Below are 21,352 nucleotides of genomic sequence, written 5' to 3'. Positions count from 1 at the left end.
GCGGGGCGCTCCGAGGCGGGGTCGGTCAGCCCGCGAGGGTGGTGCGGACGTCGACGAAGCCCTCGCGTTGGAGGGCGAGGCGGCCGCCCTGGACGCGTTGGAAGGTGACCGAGGTGTTGACCAGGCGGGGGGAGTCGGCGCTGGGGAGCATGTTGGTCATGCCCCAGCTGAGGGCCGGGGTGGCGCCGCCGGTCTCGATGGGTTCGCCGCTGTCGAGCACGTTGCGCAGCGCCTTCGAGGTGAGCTGCTTCTCGTTGCCGGCCCGCTCGACCGCCGTCCGTAGTACCTCGTAGGCGACCCAGGTGGTCTGCACGCCGGGGTCGGAGACGTCGATCACGGCCCCGCCGGCCTGCTGCCGCACGGTGGTCCGCAGCACGTTCCAGACGTGCGAGGACTCCGGCGGGTACCAGCCGGTGGCGTAGGCGCCGCCGAGCGGGCCGGTGTCGCCGCCGGTGGAGTCGACCACCGACTGCTGGAAGCTGCCGATCACCGAGGCGAGCTGGGTGCGCTTGGGCTCAAGGCGGCGGTAGGGGTCGAGCAGGTTGGCGGTCGGTTCGGCGCCGAGCGCGGCGACCACGCAGCTGCCGGCCTTGTCGTCCCCGATGGCCTTCCTGGCGATGGCGGTGTAGTCGTTCGACCGCTCCGGCGACTTGATGTCGCTGATCTTGATGCCGGAGCCCTTGAGCGCCCCGGCCAGGTAGCCGAGCAGGGTGTCGCCGGCCCGGGTGTCGGGGCGGATCAGCGCGATGGTCTTGCAGCCGGCCTCGGTGAGCTGCCGTCCGCTGCCCGCGATCAGGGCCGGGGTGCCGCCGGAGACGGGGTAGGAGAGCGGGCTGCTGAACTCCGGGGTGGAGAGCCCGTACCCGCCGATGTACGGGATCCCGGCCTTCTCCAGGACCGGGATGTAGCTGTCGCCGTACTGGCTGTACGAGCCGACCACGGCCAGCGCGTGCTCGGCCACCGCCCGGTCGGCGCAGGCGGCCGCGCCGTCGGGGGAGTTCTGCTCGTTGCAGGTCAGCACCTTGACCTTGCGGCCGAACAGGCCGCCGGTGGAGTTGAGCTCGCGGCCGATCGCCTCGGCCAGCGCGGTCATGCCGGGGCGGTCGGTGGCGCCGGTGCCGGAGGGTGCCCAGGTCATCACGGTCACCTCCTCCGTCGCGGCCGCGTCGGCGGGGCCGCCGCAGGCGGAGAGGAGGGCGGGCAGCAGCAGGGCGGCGGCGGCCACGGCGGCGGTCCGGCGGCCTCGGCCACCTGGAGCCGCGGTGTCGGTCGTCGGTGTGTGGTCGGGCGATCCGCTGCGCCTCATGATGCTCTGCCCCTCCTCGGACGTGCAGGCCTGACCGGCCCGGATTCAGACTCGACCGGTCAGGGTGCGCAAGAGGGGATGAAAAGCGAACGAACGGCAAACGGGGACGGAACTCCGGGCGCACGCGTTGCGCGACGCGGGTAGAACGTGCAATGTCCGGGCACGTAGCATCGATCCCCATGTCCGCGAGTACAAGTTCTTCGCATCGTTCGGCCCGAACCCCTTCTCGGACCGGGCACGGCTCCAGCACGATGGGCGGCATGCCGATCAACGACCTGCCGTGGTGGCGCTGGCGCGCCCGGATCCGCTCGGCCCTGCACATGCTCGCCGACCCCGACTTCCAGCAGCGCACCTGGCTGACCGGCCAGGCGGGCTACGGCGACGTGACCGACGCCGTCTACCGCCTGGTCGAGGACAGCTGGCTGGACCGGTGGCCGGCCGAGAAGTACCTGGGCACCTTCCTGCGGGACGCGGAGGAGGCCGCCCTGGTGGACGCCGCCGTGCTGGCGGTGCTCCAGGTGATGCACGAGGTAGGCGCGGACGCCCCGTCCGCCGCCTACCTGGGCCACCCCGGCTGGCCGGCCGCGGTGGCGGCCGCCCGCGAGGCACACGTTCGGCTGACGCTGGCGGACGGCGAGGACCCGGACGGGCCGCCGCGCTCGCTGGAGGTGCTGCGGATCCTCACCCGGGTCGGCTGAGCCGAGGCCGTCGGCCGGTGTCCCGCAGTGCGGTCAGCGGGGCGGGTCGCGTCCGGAGTGTGAAAGCCTGGACGACCCGCCCCGCGACCGAAGAACGGAACGTCCCGTGGACCAGCAGACCGCCAGCTCCCAGTACGTCCTCACGCTGTCCTGCCCGGACAAGCAGGGGATCGTGCACGCGGTCTCCAGCTACCTCTTCATGACGGGCTGCAACATCATCGACAGCCAGCAGTTCGGCGACGCCGACAGCGGGCTGTTCTTCATGCGGGTGCACTTCGCCGCCGAACACCCCGTCAGCACCGAGAAGCTGCGGGCCAGTTTCGCCGCGATCGGCGCCTCGTTCCGGATGGACTGGCAGATCACCCCGAGCAGCGAGCGGATGCGGGTGGTCCTGATGGTCTCCAAGTTCGGGCACTGCCTGAACGACCTGCTGTTCCGCACCCGGATCGGCGCGCTGCCGGTGGAGATCGCCGCGGTGGTCTCCAACCACACCGACTTCCGCGAGCTGACCGAGTCCTACGGCATCCCCTTCCACCACCTGCCGGTGAACCGGGAGAACAAGGCCGAGGCCGAGCAGCAGCTGCTCGACCTGGTCGCCGCCGAGCAGGTCGACCTGGTGGTGCTGGCCCGGTACATGCAGGTGCTCTCGGACGACCTCTGCAAGGCGCTGACCGGACGGATCATCAACATCCACCACTCCTTCCTGCCGAGCTTCAAGGGCGCCAAGCCCTACCACCAGGCGCACACCCGGGGCGTGAAGCTGATCGGCGCCACCGCCCACTACGTCACCGCCGACCTGGACGAGGGCCCGATCATCGAGCAGGAGGTGGCCCGGGTCACCCACGACGTGACGCCGGACCAGCTGGTCGCGCTCGGCCGGGACGTGGAGTGCCAGGCGCTGGCCCGGGCGGTCAAGTGGCACAGCGAGCGCCGGGTGCTGCTGAACGGCAGCCGTACGGTGGTCTTCGCCTGACGGTCGGTCTCAGGGCCTGGAGAGCAGCGGCGCGGCGCTGAGCAGTTCGGCGATCGCGCCCCGGTCGCCGTGCTGCCCCGCCGGGATCCGGTCGGGGCTGCGGTGGGCGGCCGCCAATGAGCAGAACTCCAGCCCGTCCAGCACCAGTTCGGCCACCGGCGGCCCCTCGGCGGCCGTCCCGTCCAGCGGCACCAGCCACTCCCCGGCGGCCGGCCCGTCGATCACCAGCCGGACCGCCCGCCCGGGGCGGTCCGTGGCGGGGCCCTTGGCCGCCGCCAGTGCCAGCGGCAGCATCCGGGCCGCCAGGTCCACCATCAGCCGCAGGTGCCGGGTGCGCGGCGGCGGGTAGGGGTAGTCCACCGCGCGGGCGATGTCGTCGCCGTGCACCCAGGTCTCGAACGCCCGGTCGACGAACGCGTCCCGCAGCGGCAGCCGGGCGAAGCCGAAGTCCACCTCGGCCGAACCCCGGGGCCGCAGCGCGGCGTTGCGCACCAGCGCGTGCCCCTGCTCCCGCCAGCGGGCCCGGACGGCGGCCGCCTCCTGCACCCGCTGGGCGGCCAGCAGCCGCCCGGTCCGCTCCAGCACGGCCTCCGCCGGGGAACGCTGCCCGGGGACCCTCGGCGCGGCCTCCGCCGGCGTCTCCGCCGGTACTGGGTCGGGCAGGCCGAGCGCCGGGGCCAGGTAGCCGTCCACCGCCGTCAGATGGGCCAGCACCTCGGCCGGACGCCAGTGCTCCACCCCGCCGTGCCACGGGAGTTCGGCCACCTCCTGCCACTCCTGCGGGCCGAGGTCGCGCAGCAGGGCGTCCAGCTTGGCAGTCTCCGCCGCGTAGGGCGCCGCCCAGGCGGGGACCGGGAGTTCGGGCGCGCGGCGGGCCAGGCACCAGTCCAGCACCTGCTGACGGAGCGCCTCGGACGGGTCCAGCGGGTCCTCCGCCGCGAGCCTGCCGGCGGCCTCCCGCAGCCGCACCGCCTCCTCGGCGCACTCCGGGCACGACGCCAGGTGCCGCCCCACCTCGGCCGCCTCCCGCCGCGGACAGGCCTCCAACGCCCAGGCCCCGAGCAGCGACCGGCACTCCTCGTGGGTCACGGCTTCCCGCCGGGGGCGCACGAGGCTGCGCCGCCAGGGGCGCGAGGAACTGCGCGCAGGGGAACGGCAGCACCTGCGACTGGCTGACGGTGATTCAGTTGCAGGTGAGCCGCCTCCCGATTCGCGCCCCCGGAGGCATCACCACGTTCGTCCGAAACCAGCGACAAGGCGAGGCGGAGCCGGTCCTTGACGGTCTGTTCGGAGAGGCCGAGGCGGTGGGCGGTCTCGTGGTAGTCGTGGCCCTCCAGCCAGGCGAGGGCGACGGTCTCGCGGAGGTGGTCGGGGAGCGAGTCGACCAGGTCGGAGGTGCGGGCGCGGGGCGGCGGTCCGTCGGGGCCGTGCTCCAAGCGGAGCCGGTCGAGGGCCCGTCGTCGGGTGAGCGCCCCGAGCCAGGCGCGGAGCGAACCCCGGCGCGGGTCGAAGGAGTCGGGGTGCTCCCAGAGCTGGGCGAAGACCTCGCGGGTGAGCTGCACGGCGGCGTCCTCGTCGGCCAGGATGCGGCCGGCCAGGCCGTGCACCAGCGGGGCGGTCCGGTCGTAGAGCTCGGCCAGCGCGGTCTCCTCGCCGCGGGCCAGCCGCCGGTGGATCTGTTCGTCCCAACTCGGCGGAGGTGCGGGGCTGTCCACCTGGTCACGGTAGCCCGCGGGGGTGCGCCGGTGGGGGGAATCGTACGAAGAGGTTTCGATTCGTCAGTGGGGGCGGACCGTACCGCCATTCGATGTTCGAGTGGTGGTGGACACATGTAGGAAGGGTGGTTCGCTCGTGGCGGTCGTCAGATCCGAGCCGCCGCGCGGTACCTTTCGTCATGCCCGGGGCACCCTCGACGAGCAGGTGGGTACGGGTGGCCGGACGACGGTCCGTGCGACGGTCGCCAGGGTGAGCGGGACAGTATGCACTGCACTGTCCTTCTGACGCTGGAATATGCCCGAAGCGCTTGCTGCGAATGTCCGGCCGGACCATTCTGAGGCGTATTCGTGACGGGGCCGCGGCCGGTCCGACCGGGCCTCGAACTGCGAGTGCGGGTGGTGAGCGGTGCAGGTACTTCAGGTCCAGCTGGCGGTGCGGGCCGACCCGGCCGAGGTCGGGCGGGCCCGTCGGTGGGTTCGGTCGCGGTTCCAGGGGCACGGGTTGGACCCGGACGCCCCGTTGGCCGAGACGCTGGTCCTGGTGGTCTCGGAGCTGGTGACCAACGCCGTGGTGCACACCGGCTCGCCGGCGGTGCTCCGGCTCTCCGTGCCGCTGGCCGAGGGTGACGGTGCGTCAGTGCCGAGCCGGGTCCGGGTCGAGGTGGCGGACGGCAGCACCAGTGCCCCGGTGCCCCGGCACGCCTCCGGCGACGCCACCAACGGGCGCGGGCTGGAGCTGGTCGAGCTGCTCTGCGAGAGCTGGGGCTGGTACCCGGACGGCTCCGGCAAGCGGGTCTGGTGCGAGATCGCGGGGTGCTCCGCGAGCCTCCCGGCCCTGGAGGGCGCGGGCGGCTCCGGGGGCGCACTGATCGCCTAGCCATCAGGGTGTGCGCCCCCCGCGCCCGGTAAATGCGCCGCAACCATTCCGAATTTCCGACAACCCATTGACGTGACGTATCCGACTGATCACTCTTGGGTGCAGTTCTCCGTCGTGAGGGGACGCCGAGGGATCACCGGGTGCGGTCAGCATGGGGGATCAGCAGCTGCCGAGCGCCCGGTCGGCCCTTCCTCGGCGAGCACGGAGCACTCGGAGCGCGGGAATCAGGGCCCGCGCCCACGGTCGGGCGGCGGCGGAACAGCGGCCGCCGCCTGACCGCCGAAGCTGCGGGATCGTGACCCTAAATCGCTGGCGCGTCCAAGTGGTCTGGACCAAAACTGCTGGGGTGACGCTCCCCGATACCCAGGCCCCCACCGTCGCCGCCCCGGCCGATGACCAACCCGCCATCTGGTCCAGGAACTTCCGCTACTACTTCACCGCCCGCAGCTCCGGCCTGCTCGGCGACGCGATGCTCCCCGTCGCGGTCTCCGCCGGACTGATCGGCGCGGGCCACGGCCTCGGCACCGTCGGCTTCGCGCTGGCCTTCCTGTTCGCCCCGTTCGCCGGCTTCGTGCTCTTCGGCGGCGTGCTGGCCGACCGCTTCACCGCGCGGCGGATGATGATCGCCGCCGACCTCACCAACCTCACCACCCGGGCGCTGCTCGCCGTCCTCTTCTTCCGCGGCATCGACCAGCTCTGGCACCTCTACGTGCTGCTCGCGCTGGCCGGCACCGCCGCCGCGATGTTCCAGCCCGGCGCCGCCTCCACCGTCCCGCTGGTCGCCCGCGACGTCCAGGGCGCCAACGGCGTGCTCCGCACCGCCGAGGCCCTCACCACCCTGATCGGCCCGGCCCTGGCCGGCGTCCTGGTCGGCGCAGCCGCCACCGGCTGGGTGATGGTGATCGCCGCCGTCACCTTCGGCATCAGCGCGCTGTGCCTCCTCGCCCTCCGGCTCGGCCCCGTCCCGGCCCCGCCGCCGGGGGACAGCCTCTGGCGGAACCTGGTGGTCGGCTGGCACGAGTTCCGCTCCCGCAGCTGGCTCTGGGGCGTGATCCTGATCTGGATGGCCTTCACGGTCTTCTCCTGGGGGCCGCTGCAGCCGATCTCGGCCGGCCTGGTGGTGCCGCAGTACGGCTCCACCGTGTTCGGAGTGCTCAACTGCGCGCTCGGTGCGGGCACCGTGGCCGGTGGGCTGCTCGCCATCCGCTACAAGCCCGAACGGCCGCTCGCCGCAGGAGCGGTGGCCATGGTGGTGTTCCCGCTCTACCCGATCGGCCTGGTGGCCGGCTGGCCGGTCTGGCTGCTCGGGGCCGCCCAGTTCGTGGTCGGCGTCGGCCTCACCTTCTGGAGCGTCATGTGGGCCACCAGCGTCCAGACCCAGGTCCCCGGCGAGGTCCTCAACCGCATCCACGCCTACGAGGTGGCCGGCTCCGTCTGCATGTTCCCGGTCGGCAGCGCCCTCGCCGGCCCCGCCACCACCGCCTTCGGCACCACCCGCACCCTCGAACTCGGCATCTTCGTCGCCCTCCTGACGGTGGCTGCGCTCCTGCTCGCCGGGCCGGTCCGGAGGCTGCGGCGGATCGGTTGAACGGGAGCGCGGGGAAACCGGCTGTGGACTGCACGTTGAACGGATGTCCCGTGTACGTCGCGGCGGGCGGTCCCTACGCTGTCGGCCGTGACCAGAACCGGTGAACGCACCCGCGCCCCACGCCTCCACTACGCCTGGGTGGTGGCCGCGGTCGCCCTCGTGGTGCTGGTCGGTTCGGCCGGGTTCCGGTCCACGCCGGGTCTGATGATGGACGCGCTGCACGCGGAGTTCGGCTGGTCCCACGCCACCGTGGCCGGGGCCGTCTCGGTCAACCTGACCCTCTTCGGCCTGACGGCCCCGTTCGCCGCGGCCCTGATGGACCGCTTCGGCGTCCGCCTGGTGGTGGTCTGCGCCCTGCTGACGATCTCGGTCGGGGCCGGACTCACCATCATGATGACCCAGAGCTGGCAGCTGATCCTCTGCTGGGGCGTGATGGTCGGCCTCGGCTCCGGTTCGATGGCGGGGGCCTTCGCCACCACCGTCACCGGCCGCTGGTTCGCCGCCCGGCAGGGCCTGGTCACCGGCGTGCTGACGGCCGCCGGGGCCGCGGGCAACCTGGTCTTCATGCCGCTGCTGGCCTGGATGGTGCAGAGCCAGGGCTGGCGGACGGCCGTCGTGGTGGTCTCGATCAGCGCGACCGTGGTGGCCGTCCCGGTGCTGCTGCTGATGCGCGAACGCCCGTCCGACCTCGGTCTGCTGCCGTACGGCGCGACCGAGGAGCCCGAGGTGCAGAAGGTGGAGGGCAGCGCGATCCTGCGCAGCCTGCGGGTGCTCCGGCACGCCGTCACCGACCGGGCGTTCTGGCTGCTGGCGAGCTCGTTCGCGATCTGCGGGGCGACCACCGCCGGGCTGGTCGGCACCCACTTCATCCCGGCCGCGCACGACCACGGCATGCCGGTCACCACCGCGGCGAGCCTGCTCGCCCTGGTCGGCGTCTTCGACGTGGTCGGGACGGTGGCCAGCGGCTGGTTCACCGACCGCTTCGACTCCCGGGTGCTGCTGGTCAGTTACTACGGTCTGCGCGGCGTCTCGCTGCTCTTCCTGCCGCAGCTGTTCGCCGGTTCGCTCCAGCCGCCGATCCTGGCCTTCATCATCTTCTACGGCCTGGACTGGGTGGCCACCGTGCCGCCGACCATCGCGCTCTGCCGCCGCGAGTTCGGCGCGGACGCCCCGGTGGTGTTCGGCTGGGTGCTGGCCTGCCACCAGATCGGTGCGGCCGTGGTCGCCGGGCTGGCCGGTCTGGCCCGCGACAGCTTCGGCGACTACGACCTGGCCTGGTACGCCGCGGGCGGACTCTGCGCGGTGGCCGTGGTGCTCTGCCTGGCCCTCGGCCCGGGCATCTCCCGCCCCACCCCCGACCCCGCCCCCGGCCACGAGCACCACGAGGCGCTGCCGCAGGTCACCCCGAAGGAGCCGGTCACCGCCGAATAGAGCCTGCCGGACAGGCTCTAGGCTCGGGGATCATGACGCTCTCCTTCACCCTGGCCCCCGAGCTGACGCCCGAGCTGCGCGCCGAGATCATCACGCTCTGGGCGGACGTCACCAACGCGGGCGGCGCGGTCGGCTTCGTGCCGCCGGTGACGGAGAACCAGGTCTGGGCGACCGCGGAGAAGCAGTTCGGCGGCACCGGCCCGGGCCAGCCGGACGTGCTGCTGATCGGCCGCGAGCCGGAGGGCCGGCTGGCCGCCCTGCTGTTCTTCGAGTCGATGCGCTTCGATCTCATGGAGCACTGGCGGATGCTCAAGCGGGTCATGGTGCACCCGGACTTCCAGGGGCGCGGCTACGGTGCCGAGCTGCTCGGCGAGGCGGCCCGGGTGGCCACCGGCTGGGGTCTGACGGGCCTTCGGCTGACCCTGCGCGGCGGGCACGGACTGGAGAGGTTCTACGGCAGCTGCGGCTACACCGAGGTCGGCCGGGTGCCCGGGGCGATCCGGGTCGGGCCCGGCGACGACCGGGACGACGTGACGATGTGGCTCCCGCTCGGCTGACCGGAGGTCACCTCGGGACCCTGGCGGCTCCGGGACGTCAGGTCGTGTTTCACTGGACTGCCGTGCCAGCCGTACCCCCGCCGTGAAGGACACCACCGTGAGCAGCCAGAAGCACGCCACGCTCCGCTACACCTCGATGCGGGTCAGCATCTTCCTGTCCTGCCTGCTGATCTCCCTGCTGCTCGGCCGCTACGGGATCATCCCGGTGACCGGGAACACCGGCGTGGTCTTCCTGGTGCTGATCGCCGGCGTGGTCTCGGCTCCGCTCAGCTACGTCCTGCTCAGCAAGCAGCGGGACGCGATGTCGGCGCAGCTGGCCGACAAGGTCGCCACCCGCCGGTCCCGCTCGGCCGCCGTCGCCGCCGAGGAGGACGCGGCCGACGACGCGGCCCGGGCCGCCGAGGCGGCCCGCACCACCGCCGCCAACTGACCGCTCCCGCCCGCCCGATGAGCACGCCCGAACCCATGCCCGAGCCCGCCGCGGTGCCACGCCGTCCGACCGGGCGGGACGTGGCCCGGCTGGCCGGGGTGTCGCAGGCCACCGTCTCCCTGGTGTTCTCCGGTTCGGAGGCGGGCCAGCGGGTCTCCCCGGCGACCAGGGAGCGGGTCCGCGAGGCGGCCCGGGAGCTGGGGTACCGGCCGCAGGCGGCGGGCCGTCAGCTCCGGCTCGGCCGTAGCGGGATGATCCTGCTCGCGGTGCCGAACATGCTCGGCCCGTTCTTCGGCCGGGTGCTGGTCGGGGTGCACGAGGAGGCGGGCCGGCACGGGCTGGCCGTGGTGGTCAGCTCGGGCTGGGGGAGCGCGACGCTGGCCGAGGCCGCCACCACCAGCCGCTTCGACGGCCTGCTGGTCTGCTCCCCGGACGACAGCCAGCTCGGCGCGCTGCCCGCCAACACCCCCGCCGTCTTCCTGGACGCCGACCCGGCGCTGGCCGATCCGGAGACCGGCCGCACCCGGCCCACCGTCGAGCTGGACGTGGCGGGCGGCATGCGGGCGGCCGTGGAGCACCTGGCCGGGCTCGGCCACCGCCGGATCGGCCACCTGCGCTCGACCCACTCCGCGTACACCTTCCGGGTCCGGCAGGCCGCCTTCGAGCAGGCCGCCCGGGGCCTCGAAGTGGTCGAGCTGGGCGTCACCCTGAACGACGGTCAGCGGGCCGCCCGGGAGGTCGCGCGCGAGCTGCTCGCCCGGCCGGACCGGCCGCGGGCGGTGATCTGCGACGACGACGTGGTGGCCTCCGGGGTCTACCAGGCGGCGGCCGAGCTGGGCCTGCGGATCCCGGACGACGTCTCGGTGGTCGGCATGGACAACATCCCGGTCGCCGACCTGCTGGCCCCGCCGCTGACCACCGTGGACCTGCCCGGCGAGGAGCTGGGCCGGGCCGGGGTGGCCGCGCTGGCCGCGCTGCTCCGGGGCGAGCCGGCCGTGCCCGTACCGCCGCTGGCCACCCGGCTGGTCGAGCGCAGCTCCACCCGGCCGCTCATCTGACGATCTGTTGGTCCCGCCGGGTGAAACCCGCTCGTGGCACCAGGGCTGACGGCCGCTCAGGGGTTGCACTGGCCCCATGCTCAAGATTCCCCGGGGCCACCCCCTCAGGTTGCTCACCGCTCTCGGCCTGGTGGCCGGCACACTGCTGAACGGCATGGTGGTGGCACCTCCCGCGCAGGCGGCGGTCACCTTCACCAAGGACGTCAGCCCGGCCAACCCCGCTCCGGGGCAGAACGTCACCTACACCCTGCGCTACACCTGTTCGGTCTCGGACTGCACCAATCCGGTGATCACCGACCAGCTGCCGCCCGAGGTGGAGTTCGTCGGCTGGACCCCGGACGCCTCCACGGTGGACGTGGACGGCTCCACCGTCCCGGCCGCCGGGTCCAAGGGCCAGACCATGACCATCAAGCTGAAGGACCTCACCCCCGGGACCACGGCCACCGCCACCGTGGTGGTGAAGTACCCCAACTTCACCACCGCCAACGGGACCCAGGCCGTGAACAGCGCCACGCTGACCGCCGACGGCGAGACCCCGATCACCGACACCGCGACCACCACCGCCGTGGTGCAGCCGCAGTACAAGGTGACCAAGGGCGTCCAGACCGCCAGCCAGGACGGACGGTCCGTCACCTACCAGTTCAGCGCCTGCTCCACCGACAAGGTGCCCAACGTCGACCTGGACACCTCCAAGCTGGTGGACGTGCTGCCGCCCGGCGCGGTGGTGGACACCTCGCGCTCCCCGGGCTGGACCAAGGTGCCGGGGACGGACAACACCTGGGAGTTCGACATCGGCGCGTTCCGCTCCGGGAACGGGCAGGCGGGCTGCCTCAACCCCGGGGCGCTGGTGGTGAACTTCCCCGACCCGGCCTTCCCTAGCGGCACCACCGCCGACAACAAGGTGACCCTCCAGGGCGACCCGCTGGGCCCCGACCCGGAGCGGGACCTCTCCGAGGCGACCGCCACCTCCCCGGTCTTCCAGGACCCCAGCACCGGCGTGCAGGTCAGCACCTCCAAGACCTGGGTGGACAAGATCGTCTCCGGCGACCTGGCCAGCTTCAGCCTGTTCGCCACCAACCTGGCGGGCCCGGCCACCAGCCTGGTGCTGACCGACCCGGGCGCCGGCACCACCGACGGGCTCTACAACTGGATCTACCCGCAGAGCTTCCAGTTCTCGCCGTGGGCCCCGACCACGATCGGGATGACCCTGGAGTACCGGTTGAACGGGGACGCGAGCTGGCTCGCCTTCACCCCGGGCACCCCCTTCAATGGGTCGGCGGCCCGCCGGATCATGGTCAGGGACGGCGCCGGGGACCCGGCCAACGACGTGCTCGGCATCCCGGCCGGACGCTGGCTGGACGGCCTGCGGTTCCGCTGGACCGGGCCGATCCCGACCGGCTGGAGCCCGGGCAACTCGGTCCAGGTCACCGGCCAGGTGCTCTACCGCGGCCACGACGGCCGGGTGGCGCCCAAGCCGCTGACCAACTGCGTGGACGTGGTCGCCACCGACGGCACCGACACCGCGCGGGCCAACGCCTGCGCCAACCTCACCGTCACCGACGCCACCAACCTCGGCGCGGCCAAGACCACCGTCTCCGGCGCGGTGGTCGCCCCCGGCGCCACCACCACCTTCCAGGTGATCCCGTACAACCGGACCGGGCACGACCTGGACCGGCCGCTGGTGCTCTTCGACCTGCTGCCGCCGGGCGTGGTCTACGTGGACGGCTCGGTCCGGCCCGACCCTTCGTGGTCCGGCGCCAAGGGACCGTCCGAGGTGAAGGTGCTGCCCGGCAAGGACGGCCGCCAGCTGCTCCGGATGACCTGGCCGGCCGGCGCGCCCGACATGACCTACCTGCACGACGACAAGGCCTACCGGGTGCTGTTCGACGCGATGATCGCGGGCAGCGCCCAGCCCGGCACCCTGACCAATGACATCTATGTGACGGCCGATCAGCCCACCGTGCCGGTCGCCTGCTACTACAACGGGACCAACACCGGGGTCCCGGACGTCGACGACCTCAACCAGAACGGCGACACCACCGAGATCCTCTGCCCGGCCTCCTCCCAGGTGGAGATCCAGGTGCCCGCCGTGCTGCGCGCCTTCAAGGAGGTGAAGGGGGATCAGGACACCAACTACGGCTCCTCCGGCACCACCTCCCCGGGCGGCGCCATCTCCTACCGGATGACGGTCCGCAACGACTCCGCCGACCCGGTCACCGACTTCACCGCCTACGACCGCCTGCCCACCCCGGGCGACGGCTACGTGCTGCGGCCGGAGACCGAGCGCGGCAGCTCCTGGACCCCCTCGCTGACCGAGCCGATCACCAGCAGCGACCCGACCGTGGTGATCGAGTACACCACCGACCCCGAGCCCTGCCGCCCGGCCTCGCTGCCGAGCACCCCGGTCGCCGCCTGCAACCCGAACGCGGCCTGGAGCGCCACCTTCCCCGGCCCGGGAGCGGCCACCTGGTTCCGCGTCAGCCGTCCCGGGACGCTGGCGCCCGGCGGTCTGTTCATGCTCACCTGGCCGATGGTCGCCTCCTACGACGCGGACGAGAACGCCTTCGCCTGGAACAGCTTCGCCTACACCGCAACCGACAACACCGGCCAGCCGCTGCTGCCCGCCGAGCCCGCCAAGGTGGGCGTCGGCGTGCACTGGCCGACGGTGCCGGACAACTCGCTCGGTGACTTCGTCTGGAACGACCTCAACAAGAACGGCCTCCAGGACGCGGGCGAGCCGGGAGTCGCCGGGGTCACCGCGTACCTGCTGGACGGCCGCGGCCGTGAGGTCCGCGACAAGACCGGCAAGCCGGTCACCTCCACCAGCGGCGCGGACGGCAAGTACCTCTTCGCCAAGCTGCCGAACGGCTCCTACCAGGTGCGCTTCGACCTGGCGACCATCCCGGCCGGCAGCAGCGTCACCATCCGGGACGCCGTCCGGCGGACCGCCGCCTCCCCGGAGGACTCGGACGCCGATCCGGTCACCGGTCTCACTGAGGTGGTTCAACTCACCGGCGGCACCGCCCAGTTGAACATCGACCTGGGCCTGGTCCTGCCGCCCGAGCCCACCCCGCCGCCGAGCCCCAGCCCGGACCCGTCACCGACCCCGACCCCGGAGCCGACGGTCACCCCGACCGTGAGCCCGACCGTGAGCCCGACGGTGCCGCCGACACCGGCCCCCCACCCGAAGCCCCTCCCGGATACCGGCTCCTCCTCGGCCGGCCCGCTGGTCGCGCTGGCCACCGTCCTGGTGATGCTCGGCCTGATGGTCACCACGGCCCGCCGCCGGGGCCGCCACGGCTGAGGCATCTGAGGGTCCGACAGGGGCGCGGGGCTCAGCAGAGCCTCGCGCCCCAGAGGTGTGGCCACGTCCCCCGGATTACGCTGCCGCGACCAGTGCGGGCGCCGGCATCGGGTGGAACAGCCGGCGGGCGGCGAGCAGCAGGAGGCCGCCGAGGGTGATGCCGCCGGCCGCGCAGAGGGCGACGCCGGGGAGGGCGGATTCGGCCAGGGCGCCGGAGACGGCGTAGCCGGCCGCGTTGCCGGTGGCGAACAGGGTGATCAGCCAGGCGAAGGCCTCGGTCACGGTGCCGGTCGGCGCCAGCTCGGCGATCAGCACGAAGGCGGCGGCCAGCAGCGGCGCCAGCCCGATCCCGGAGAGCAGCGCGAGCGCGGCCATCGGCCCGGGGGAGGGGAGCAGCAGCAGCGGCAGGTAGGAGGCGGCCATCGCGAGGGCGAGCACCCAGGTGCGGGTGGCGGTGGAGCTGCGCCACTTCACCGCGCCGTAGCCGAGCGCTCCGAGCAGCCCGCCGAGGGCGGCCAGGGCCAGCAGGGTTCCGGCGCCGCCGGGGAGTGCGTCGGGGTGCTGCTCGGCGTAGGCGATGAAGAGCACGTTCTGCGCGCCGACCGCCCAGCCGGCGCCGGCCAGGCCGAGCAGCAGCAGGACCAGGCCGGGCGAGCGCAGCGGGCCGAGCAGGCCGGAGGAGGCGTGCCGGGCCGGGGCGCGCCAGGCGCGGGAGGGGGCAGCGGTGGCGACCACCAGGGCGCCGGCCAGGCCGAGCCCGGCGGCGGTCCACAGCGCGACCGTGGGGGAGGCCCCGGCGGCGATCCCGGCTACCGCCAACGGGCCTGCCACGTACAGCAGTTGCTGGGTGGCCGAGTCGAAGGCGTAGGCGGTGTCGAGCTGTTCCTCGGTCACCACCTCGGGCCAGAGCGAGCGCAGGCAGGGCTCCAGCGGCGGCATCGCCAGCCCGGCTACCGCGGCTCCGAGCGGCGCGGCCCAGGCCGAGCCGGGTGCCAGTGCGAGCAGCGCGTAGCCGCCGCCGGCCACCACGGCGGAGGCCAGCAGCACCCGGGGCTGGCCGGTCCGGTCCACGATCCGCCCGAGCACCGGCCCGCCGATCGCGGCGGCGATCGCGTACGCGGCGGTGGCCAGCCCGATCCGGCTGTACGGGGTGCCGGCCTCGCGCAGGGCGAGGGCGATCACCAGGGCGGTCATGCCGGCCGGGAGGCGGCCGAGCAGGGTGCCGAGCAGCAGGCGGGTGACGTGGGGGGCGCGGAGCAGGGCGAGATAGCCCATCGGATTCGGTCTCCCGGGGCAGGCGTGAGCAGGGGGTGGCAAGCCCTTAAGTTATACGTATAACCAGACCGGGGTCAATCTCGCTCCGGTCCGCCGCCGGGAACCGGAGCCGATCGTTCGTCGTCGATTAGTCCGACAGCTGATGACGCACCAGGCCGCCAGGGACACCGGCCGTGACCAGCCGCCGCACGGACGGGAAGCCGTGTCCGGAGGCGGGACTGGAACGGATGAAGACGCGAACGACCCGAGATGCCATGGCCACCCCGCTGCGGCGGGCCTCGCTGTTCTGCCTGCTGCTGGTGCTGGCCCTGATGGGCCGCGCCACCTGGCTCGCGGTGGCCAAGGCCGACGAGTACGCCAGCAGTCCGGCCAACGCCCGCGTCGCGATCGACCGCTACTCCCAGCCGCTCGGCAACATCCTGGTGGGCGGGGAGCCCGTCACCGGTTCGACCGCCACCGACGGGTCGCTGGCCTACAAGCGCAGCTACGCCGACGGCCCGCTCTACGCCCCCGTCACCGGCTACACCTCCCAGGCCTACGGCAGCAACCAGCTGGAGAACCTCTACGCCGATCTGCTCGACGGCTCCGACCCCCGGCTGGCCGGCCCGGTCGACCGGGTCACCGACCGGCTCACCCGTACCCGCCCGGCCGGCGGCGACGTGGTCACCACCATCGATCCGGCCGTGCAGAAGGCCGCCTGGGACGCGCTCGGCGGCCGGCAGGGCGCGGCGGTGGCGATCGACCCGGCCACCGGCCACATCCTGGCGCTGGTCTCCACCCCGTCCTACGACCCGTCAGGGATCACCGGCCGGGACACGGCGGCCGGGCAGGAGTGGCAGCGGCTCGGCGCCGACCAGGGCAAGGCGATGGTCAACGGCGCACTGCGCACCACGCTGGCCCCCGGCTCCACCTTCAAGCTGGTGGTGGCCGCGGCCGCGCTGGAGAACGGCCTCTACAAGGACGTGGACGCCCCGACCGACAGCCCCAACCCGTACACCCTGCCGAACACCCGCACCGTGCTCACCAACGAGAACGCCTCCGCGCCGTGTCTGAACGCCACCCTGCGGACGGCCCTGCAGTACTCCTGCAACAACGTCTTCGCCAAGGCCGCCGCCGACCTGGGCGAGGCCAAACTCACCGACCAGGCACAGAAGTTCGGCTTCAACCTGACCAAGCAGGACGTCCCGGTGCGGGCCGCCACCAGTGTCTACCCGTCCGGGATGGAGTCCTCGCAGGTGGCGCTCACCGGCATCGGGCAGTTCTCGGTGACGGCCACCCCGCTCCAGATGGCCATGGTCTCGGCGGCGATCGCCAACGACGGGGTGCTGATGAAGCCCTTCGAGGTGGACCGGCTGACCGACCACTCCGGCCGTACCGTCCAGCAGTTCGACCCCGAGCGGCAGGCGCAGGCGATGAGCGCGCGGACCGCCGGGCAGCTGCGCTCCGCGATGGTCACGGTGGTCGAGCAGGGCACCGGCAAGGCGGCCCGCATCCCCGGCCTCACCGTGGGCGGCAAGACCGGCACCGCCCAGCACGGGGTGGACAACTCCGGTATCCCGTACGCCTGGTTCACCTCCTACGCGGAGGACGGGAAGGGCGGGAAGATCGCCACGGCGGCCGTGGTGCTCAACGGTTCCGAGGACCGGGACGAGATCACCGGCGGCGGGCTGGCCGGGCCGGTGGCCAAGGCCATGACCCAGGCGTACCTGAGGAAGTAGCGGAACGGACCTGACCAGCTCTGGGTGGTTCGTGGTCACATTTGAAAGTAGTACTTTGAACATCTCAAAGGTTTGTTGCTACTGTACTGACCATGACCACCCCAGGCGCCTTCCGGATGCGTGACGCGAGCTCCCCGCTCGTGCGCTCCGCGTGCCTGGCCACCGCTGTGGACAACGGCTGTCGCTGCGTCAGCTGTATCCCGGCGGCACGTCGCGCCTGAGCTCCTCCCCGCTCCGTACAGCCGTGTCGCCCGCCCCCAGGTCACTCTCCTCACCCCACTCCCCCCGGAGCCGCATCGCCATGTCCACAGCAGCCCCCGCGCCCTCCTTCCTGCAGAAGGTCCGTCAGACCCCGTTCTGGGTGCAGATCGTCGGCGGCCTGGTCCTCGGCCTCCTCCTGGGCTACGTCGCCCGGGTCCAGGACGTCTCCTGGCTGACCACCACCCTGGACACCATCGGCAAGACCTTCGTCCAGCTGCTCAAGCTGGCCGTCCCGCCGCTGGTCTTCACCGCGATCGTGGTGTCGGTCGCCAACCTGCGCAACGTCACCAACGCGGCCCGGCTGGCCGGTCGCACCCTGCTCTGGTTCCTGATCACCTCGCTGATCGCGGTCGGCGTCGGCCTCGGCCTCGGCCTGCTCACCGACCCGGGCAGGGGCGCCTCGCTCTCCACCGAGGGCCTCAAGGCCCCCAAGGACGCGGGTACTTGGGTCGACTTCCTGACCGGCATCGTCCCGACCAACATCGCCGACGCCTTCCTGGAGGTGAACGTCCTCCAGATCGTCTTCCTCGGTGTGGTGGTCGGAGCCGCCATCCTGAAGATCGGTGAGAAGGCCGAGCCGGTCCGCAAGCTCAGCGAGTCGGTCCTCGACCTCACCCAGACCGCGCTCTGGTGGGTCATCCGGCTCGCCCCGCTCGGCACCCTCGGCCTGATCGGCAAGTCCGTCGCCAAGTACGGCTGGGACCTGCTCGGCCCGTTCGCCACGCTGACCATCGACATCTACGTCGGCTGCGCGATCGTGCTGTTCGGCGTCTACTCGCTGCTGCTGCGCTTCGCCGCCGGCCTCAACCCGGTCAACTTCTTCCGGGGCGCCTGGCCCGCGATCCAGCTGGCCTTCGTCTCCCGCTCCTCCGTCGGCACCCTGCCGGTCACCCGTCGGGTCACCGAGCGGCTCGGCGTCCCGAGCGAGTACGCCTCCTTCGCGGTCCCGTTCGGCGCCACCACCAAGATGGACGGCTGCGCCTCGATCTACCCCTCGCTGGCCGCGATCTTCGTCGCCCAGGTCTACGGGATCCACCTCGGCATCGGTGACTACCTGCTGATCGCCTTCGTCTCGGTGATCGGCTCCGCCGCCACCGCCGGCCTCACCGGCGCGATCGTGATGCTCACCCTCACCCTCTCCACCCTGGGCCTCCCGCTGGAGGGCGTCGGCCTGCTGCTCGCCATCGACCCGATCCTCGACATGATCCGCACCGCCACCAACGTGGCCGGTCAGTCGGTCGTCCCGATCCTGGTCTCGGCCCGCGAGAAGACCCTCGACCTGACCGCCTACAACAACCCCACCGGCGACCTCCTCGCCGAGGACGCCCCCCGCGGTGAGAAGGTCGCCGTCGCGGCCTGACGCTCCTTCTTCTGACGGCCCGTCTCCCCACCCGGGGAGGCGGGCCGTCGCCCGTTCAGACGGAGTGCAGATGGGCGCGCAGGATGCGCCGCATCAGGGCGGGGGTGACGCGGTCGGGCTCCACGACGGCTTGGAAGGTGAGGCCGTCGAGGAGGGCGGAGAGGCGGTGGGCCTCCAACTCGACGTCCAGGGTGGCGGGGAGGGTGCCTGAGGTGACGGCGCCTCGGAGGAGCTTGGCCAGGACGGTGCGCAGGGAGTCCTGGAGTTGGCGGGCGTAGGGCCGCAGGTGCGGCCGGGTGTGGCTGGCGACCGTGAAGGCGAGCCAGAGTTCGGCCTCCTCGCGGCGGGTGGCGTCCAGCGGGAGGAACTCCTCCAGCAGGGCCTCGGCGCGCAGCCGGTGGTTCCCGTCCGCCTGGGCCAGCAGCCGGCGGACGGCGGCGGTCACCCGGGTGTCGATCCGGCCGACCAACTCCCGCATGGTGAACAGGATCAGCTCGTCGTGGTCGGCGAAGTAGTGCCGGACGGAGCCGATCGCCAGCCCGGCCTCCTCGGCGACGTTGCGCAGCGAGGCGGCGGCCAGGCCGTCCCGGGCGGCGACCCGTAGGACGGCCGCGGCGACGGCGGCGCGGCGTTCGTCCGGATCCACGATCTTGGGCATGTTGTCGTTATAGCACGGGTGGGCTACATTCCCTCTTCGTGGCACGGCCGTGCTACGAAACGACGGGGGAGTGACGTGAACGGTTGGCTGGTGGCGGCGTTGGTGCTCGCCGGGGTGGTGGTCGTGGCCGTGCGGCGGGTGCGCGGCGAACCGCTCGACCTGCGGGGGCTGGTGGCGGCTCCGGTGATCCTGACCGCCCTCGGGGTCAGTGCACTGCTCCGGGCCGAGGGTCTGACGGGTGGTGACTACGCCCTGGCCGTCCCGGGCCTGCTGCTCGGTCTCGCCACCGGCGCCCTGCGCGGCACCACCGTCCGGCTCTCCGTCAGGGGCGGCGTGCTCCACCAGCAGTACACCGTCCGGACCTTCGCGGTGCTGCTGCTCTCGGCGGCCGCCGCGGCAGGCTACGGCCTGCTGGCCACCCGGTTCGGTCTGCCCGAGGAGGCCCGTCCGACCGAACTCGCCCTCGGGGTCAGCTTCCTGGGGGAGTCGGCGGCCCTGGCGCTGCGCGCCCTGGCCGCTGGGGCGCCGTTCGCCCGTTCCTGACGGGCCGCCAGGGCAGCCGGGTCCACCAGGTCCGCCAGGTCCGTCAGGGCAAAAGGCAGGGGGCCCGGCCGGGTCCGAAGACGCGGGATGGGCCCCCTTGGTACTGCTCGTCATGCTCTTGCTGACGGTCCGTCGGACCGTTGCCGGACCCAGCAGGGGTCCAGAGCGATCAGATCATCGAGAGGATGAATCAGATAGCGGTGACGTTCTCCGCCTGCGGGCCCTTCGGGCCCTGGGTGACGTCGAACGAGACCGCCTGGTTCTCCTCCAGCGAGCGGAAACCGTTCGCGTTGATGGCGGAGTAGTGGACGAAGACGTCGGGGCCGCCGCCATCCTGGGCGATGAAGCCGAAGCCCTTCTCAGCGTTGAACCACTTGACGGTTCCCTGAGCCATGCCGTTCTCCTTGCGAGGGACGTTTCGGAGACCACACCGTGTGGCAACCGGTCCGCTGCGCTGATCGCCCCGCCTCCGGAGTGGGTCCGGAGTTTTTCGATAAAGCTGAAAAACTACAAAAAGCCCGCGGTTACATGCTCCGCAGGCTTCAAGTACTGCAAGGGGAATCAAACTGCAACTGAGTGGAACCGTAGCACGCAGAGGCGGCCCCGACCAGGGGTGACCAACGCCACGTCAGGTGTGTGTCGCGTGTGTGTCGCGGGTGCCCGGTGACCGGTGCGGAGGCGGGCAGGCATACCCTGCGAACAGTGCGTCAAACGGGCAGTTCGGAAGGATCAACGTGACCGTCGCGGTAAGGCCCCGAGTGGGACATATCCAGTTCCTCAACTGCCTTCCCCTCTACTGGGGCCTGGCCAGAACCGGCAACCTGCTCGACCTGGACCTGAGCAAGGACACCCCCGAGAAGCTGAGCGACCAGTTGGTGAACGGAGCTCTCGACATCGGCCCGATCACCTGCGTGGAGTACCTGCGGCACGCCGACGAGCTGGTCGTCCTGCCCGACATCGCGGTCGGCAGCGACGGCCCGGTGATGTCCTGCGTCATCGTCAGCAAGCTTCCGCTGTCCGAGCTGGACGGGAAGCGGGTCGCGCTCGGCTCCACCTCGCGGACCTCGGTGCGGCTGGCCCAACTCCTGCTGGAGGAGCGGGAGGGCGTCCGGCCCGAGTACTTCTCCTGCCCGCCGGACCTGGAGCGGATGCTCGACGGCGCGGACGCCGCGGTGCTCATCGGGGACCCGGCGCTGCGGGCCTCGTTGGAGCAGGCACCGCAGCAGGGCCTGGCGGTGCACGACCTCGGCCAGATGTGGAAGGAGTGGACGGGGCTGCCGTTCGTCTTCGCCGTCTGGGCCGCGCGTCGGGAGTACGTGGAGAGCCACCCCGAGACGGTGGCCGCCGTGCACCGTGCCTTCCTGGAGTCGCGGGACCTCTCGCTCGCCGAGGCGGGGCTCGTCGCCGAGCAGGCGGCCCGGTGGGAGGAGTTCGACGCCCCGCTCCTGGAGCGCTACTTCACCGAGGCCCTCGACTACTCCCTCGGCGAACGCCAGTTGGCCGGCATCGCCGAGTTCGCCCGCCGCACCGGCCACGACTCCGGCTTCGCCCCTGACGTCCAGGTGAGGCTCCTCCAAACTGTCTAGTGCTGCGCCCCGCA

Annotated in this window: 19 protein-coding genes; 13 read left to right on the top strand and 6 right to left on the bottom strand. The window is 72.4% G+C overall.

Annotated features, from left to right (window positions below):
- Positions 1 to 25 precede the first annotated feature (25 nt).
- Complete coding sequence (locus tag ACZ6ZR_RS11005) at positions 26 to 1,306, bottom strand: ABC transporter substrate-binding protein (protein WP_465641575.1); 1,281 nt, start codon at positions 1,304 to 1,306, stop codon at positions 26 to 28.
- 251 nt (positions 1,307 to 1,557) lie between these two features.
- Here ACZ6ZR_RS11005 and ACZ6ZR_RS11000 point away from each other — a divergent pair, with 251 nt between their 5' ends.
- Entirely contained in the window at positions 1,558 to 2,004 is a 447-nt protein-coding gene (locus ACZ6ZR_RS11000; RefSeq protein WP_465641573.1) for an SCO4402 family protein, read from the top strand.
- Positions 2,005 to 2,110: 106 nt separating this feature from the next.
- Positions 2,111 to 2,977, top strand: coding sequence for a formyltetrahydrofolate deformylase (gene purU, locus ACZ6ZR_RS10995; protein WP_465641572.1), 867 nt, complete (start codon positions 2,111 to 2,113; stop codon positions 2,975 to 2,977).
- A 9-nt stretch (positions 2,978 to 2,986) separates the two neighbouring features.
- On the opposite strand, the gene ACZ6ZR_RS10990 is transcribed toward purU, so the two are convergent.
- Positions 2,987 to 4,066, bottom strand: coding sequence for a zf-HC2 domain-containing protein (locus ACZ6ZR_RS10990; protein ID WP_465641570.1), 1,080 nt, complete (start codon positions 4,064 to 4,066; stop codon positions 2,987 to 2,989).
- On the bottom strand, positions 4,063 to 4,692 hold the full coding sequence (locus tag ACZ6ZR_RS10985) for an RNA polymerase sigma factor (protein ID WP_465641568.1): 630 nt from the start codon (positions 4,690 to 4,692) through the stop codon (positions 4,063 to 4,065). Before ACZ6ZR_RS10985 ends, ACZ6ZR_RS10990 begins: the two co-directional genes overlap by 4 nt.
- A gap of 406 nt (positions 4,693 to 5,098) precedes the next feature.
- Between ACZ6ZR_RS10985 and ACZ6ZR_RS10980 the strand changes: the two genes are divergently transcribed.
- From ACZ6ZR_RS10980 to ACZ6ZR_RS10950, 7 genes are all read left to right on the top strand, one after another.
- Positions 5,099 to 5,569: an ATP-binding protein gene (locus ACZ6ZR_RS10980; protein ID WP_465641566.1), complete on the top strand. Its 471-nt coding sequence runs from the start codon at positions 5,099 to 5,101 to the stop codon at positions 5,567 to 5,569.
- A gap of 346 nt (positions 5,570 to 5,915) precedes the next feature.
- Positions 5,916 to 7,157: an MFS transporter gene (locus ACZ6ZR_RS10975; protein WP_465641564.1), complete on the top strand. Its 1,242-nt coding sequence runs from the start codon at positions 5,916 to 5,918 to the stop codon at positions 7,155 to 7,157.
- Positions 7,158 to 7,244: 87 nt separating this feature from the next.
- Entirely contained in the window at positions 7,245 to 8,588 is a 1,344-nt protein-coding gene (locus ACZ6ZR_RS10970) for an MFS transporter (protein ID WP_465641562.1), read from the top strand.
- A gap of 32 nt (positions 8,589 to 8,620) precedes the next feature.
- Positions 8,621 to 9,145, top strand: coding sequence for a GNAT family N-acetyltransferase (locus ACZ6ZR_RS10965; protein ID WP_465641560.1), 525 nt, complete (start codon positions 8,621 to 8,623; stop codon positions 9,143 to 9,145).
- A gap of 97 nt (positions 9,146 to 9,242) precedes the next feature.
- A complete protein-coding gene (locus ACZ6ZR_RS10960; protein ID WP_465641559.1) occupies positions 9,243 to 9,575 on the top strand; it encodes a DUF4229 domain-containing protein in 333 nt (110 codons plus the stop codon).
- 35 nt (positions 9,576 to 9,610) lie between these two features.
- On the top strand, positions 9,611 to 10,633 hold the full coding sequence (locus ACZ6ZR_RS10955) for a LacI family DNA-binding transcriptional regulator (RefSeq protein ID WP_465641557.1): 1,023 nt from the start codon (positions 9,611 to 9,613) through the stop codon (positions 10,631 to 10,633).
- A 76-nt stretch (positions 10,634 to 10,709) separates the two neighbouring features.
- Positions 10,710 to 13,937 (top strand): SdrD B-like domain-containing protein, encoded by a 3,228-nt coding sequence (locus tag ACZ6ZR_RS10950; RefSeq protein WP_465641555.1) that lies wholly within the window; start codon positions 10,710 to 10,712, stop codon positions 13,935 to 13,937.
- Positions 13,938 to 14,012: 75 nt separating this feature from the next.
- Here ACZ6ZR_RS10950 and ACZ6ZR_RS10945 read toward each other — a convergent pair whose 3' ends face one another.
- Entirely contained in the window at positions 14,013 to 15,212 is a 1,200-nt protein-coding gene (locus ACZ6ZR_RS10945) for an MFS transporter (RefSeq protein ID WP_465641553.1), read from the bottom strand.
- A 254-nt stretch (positions 15,213 to 15,466) separates the two neighbouring features.
- Here ACZ6ZR_RS10945 and ACZ6ZR_RS10940 point away from each other — a divergent pair, with 254 nt between their 5' ends.
- Positions 15,467 to 16,930: a penicillin-binding transpeptidase domain-containing protein gene (locus tag ACZ6ZR_RS10940; protein WP_465641594.1), complete on the top strand. Its 1,464-nt coding sequence runs from the start codon at positions 15,467 to 15,469 to the stop codon at positions 16,928 to 16,930.
- A gap of 301 nt (positions 16,931 to 17,231) precedes the next feature.
- On the top strand, positions 17,232 to 18,551 hold the full coding sequence (locus tag ACZ6ZR_RS10935; RefSeq protein ID WP_465641551.1) for a dicarboxylate/amino acid:cation symporter: 1,320 nt from the start codon (positions 17,232 to 17,234) through the stop codon (positions 18,549 to 18,551).
- A 55-nt stretch (positions 18,552 to 18,606) separates the two neighbouring features.
- On the opposite strand, the gene ACZ6ZR_RS10930 is transcribed toward ACZ6ZR_RS10935, so the two are convergent.
- Positions 18,607 to 19,209, bottom strand: a complete 603-nt coding sequence (locus ACZ6ZR_RS10930) for a TetR/AcrR family transcriptional regulator (protein ID WP_465641549.1) — start codon at positions 19,207 to 19,209, stop codon at positions 18,607 to 18,609.
- A 75-nt stretch (positions 19,210 to 19,284) separates the two neighbouring features.
- Here ACZ6ZR_RS10930 and ACZ6ZR_RS10925 point away from each other — a divergent pair, with 75 nt between their 5' ends.
- A complete protein-coding gene (locus tag ACZ6ZR_RS10925) occupies positions 19,285 to 19,752 on the top strand; it encodes a DUF1453 domain-containing protein (RefSeq protein WP_465641547.1) in 468 nt (155 codons plus the stop codon).
- 190 nt (positions 19,753 to 19,942) lie between these two features.
- Here the strand turns inward: ACZ6ZR_RS10925 and ACZ6ZR_RS10920 are convergent, their stop codons facing one another.
- Positions 19,943 to 20,146, bottom strand: coding sequence for a cold-shock protein (locus tag ACZ6ZR_RS10920; protein ID WP_345283882.1), 204 nt, complete (start codon positions 20,144 to 20,146; stop codon positions 19,943 to 19,945).
- Between the two features lie 334 nt (positions 20,147 to 20,480).
- Here ACZ6ZR_RS10920 and ACZ6ZR_RS10915 point away from each other — a divergent pair, with 334 nt between their 5' ends.
- Complete coding sequence (locus ACZ6ZR_RS10915) at positions 20,481 to 21,338, top strand: menaquinone biosynthetic enzyme MqnA/MqnD family protein (RefSeq protein WP_465641592.1); 858 nt, start codon at positions 20,481 to 20,483, stop codon at positions 21,336 to 21,338.
- The last annotated feature ends 14 nt before the right edge of the window (positions 21,339 to 21,352 follow it).

Source organism: Kitasatospora sp. NPDC088742, from assembly GCF_055584905.1.
This window is presented reverse-complemented; position numbering and strand designations above follow the sequence as displayed.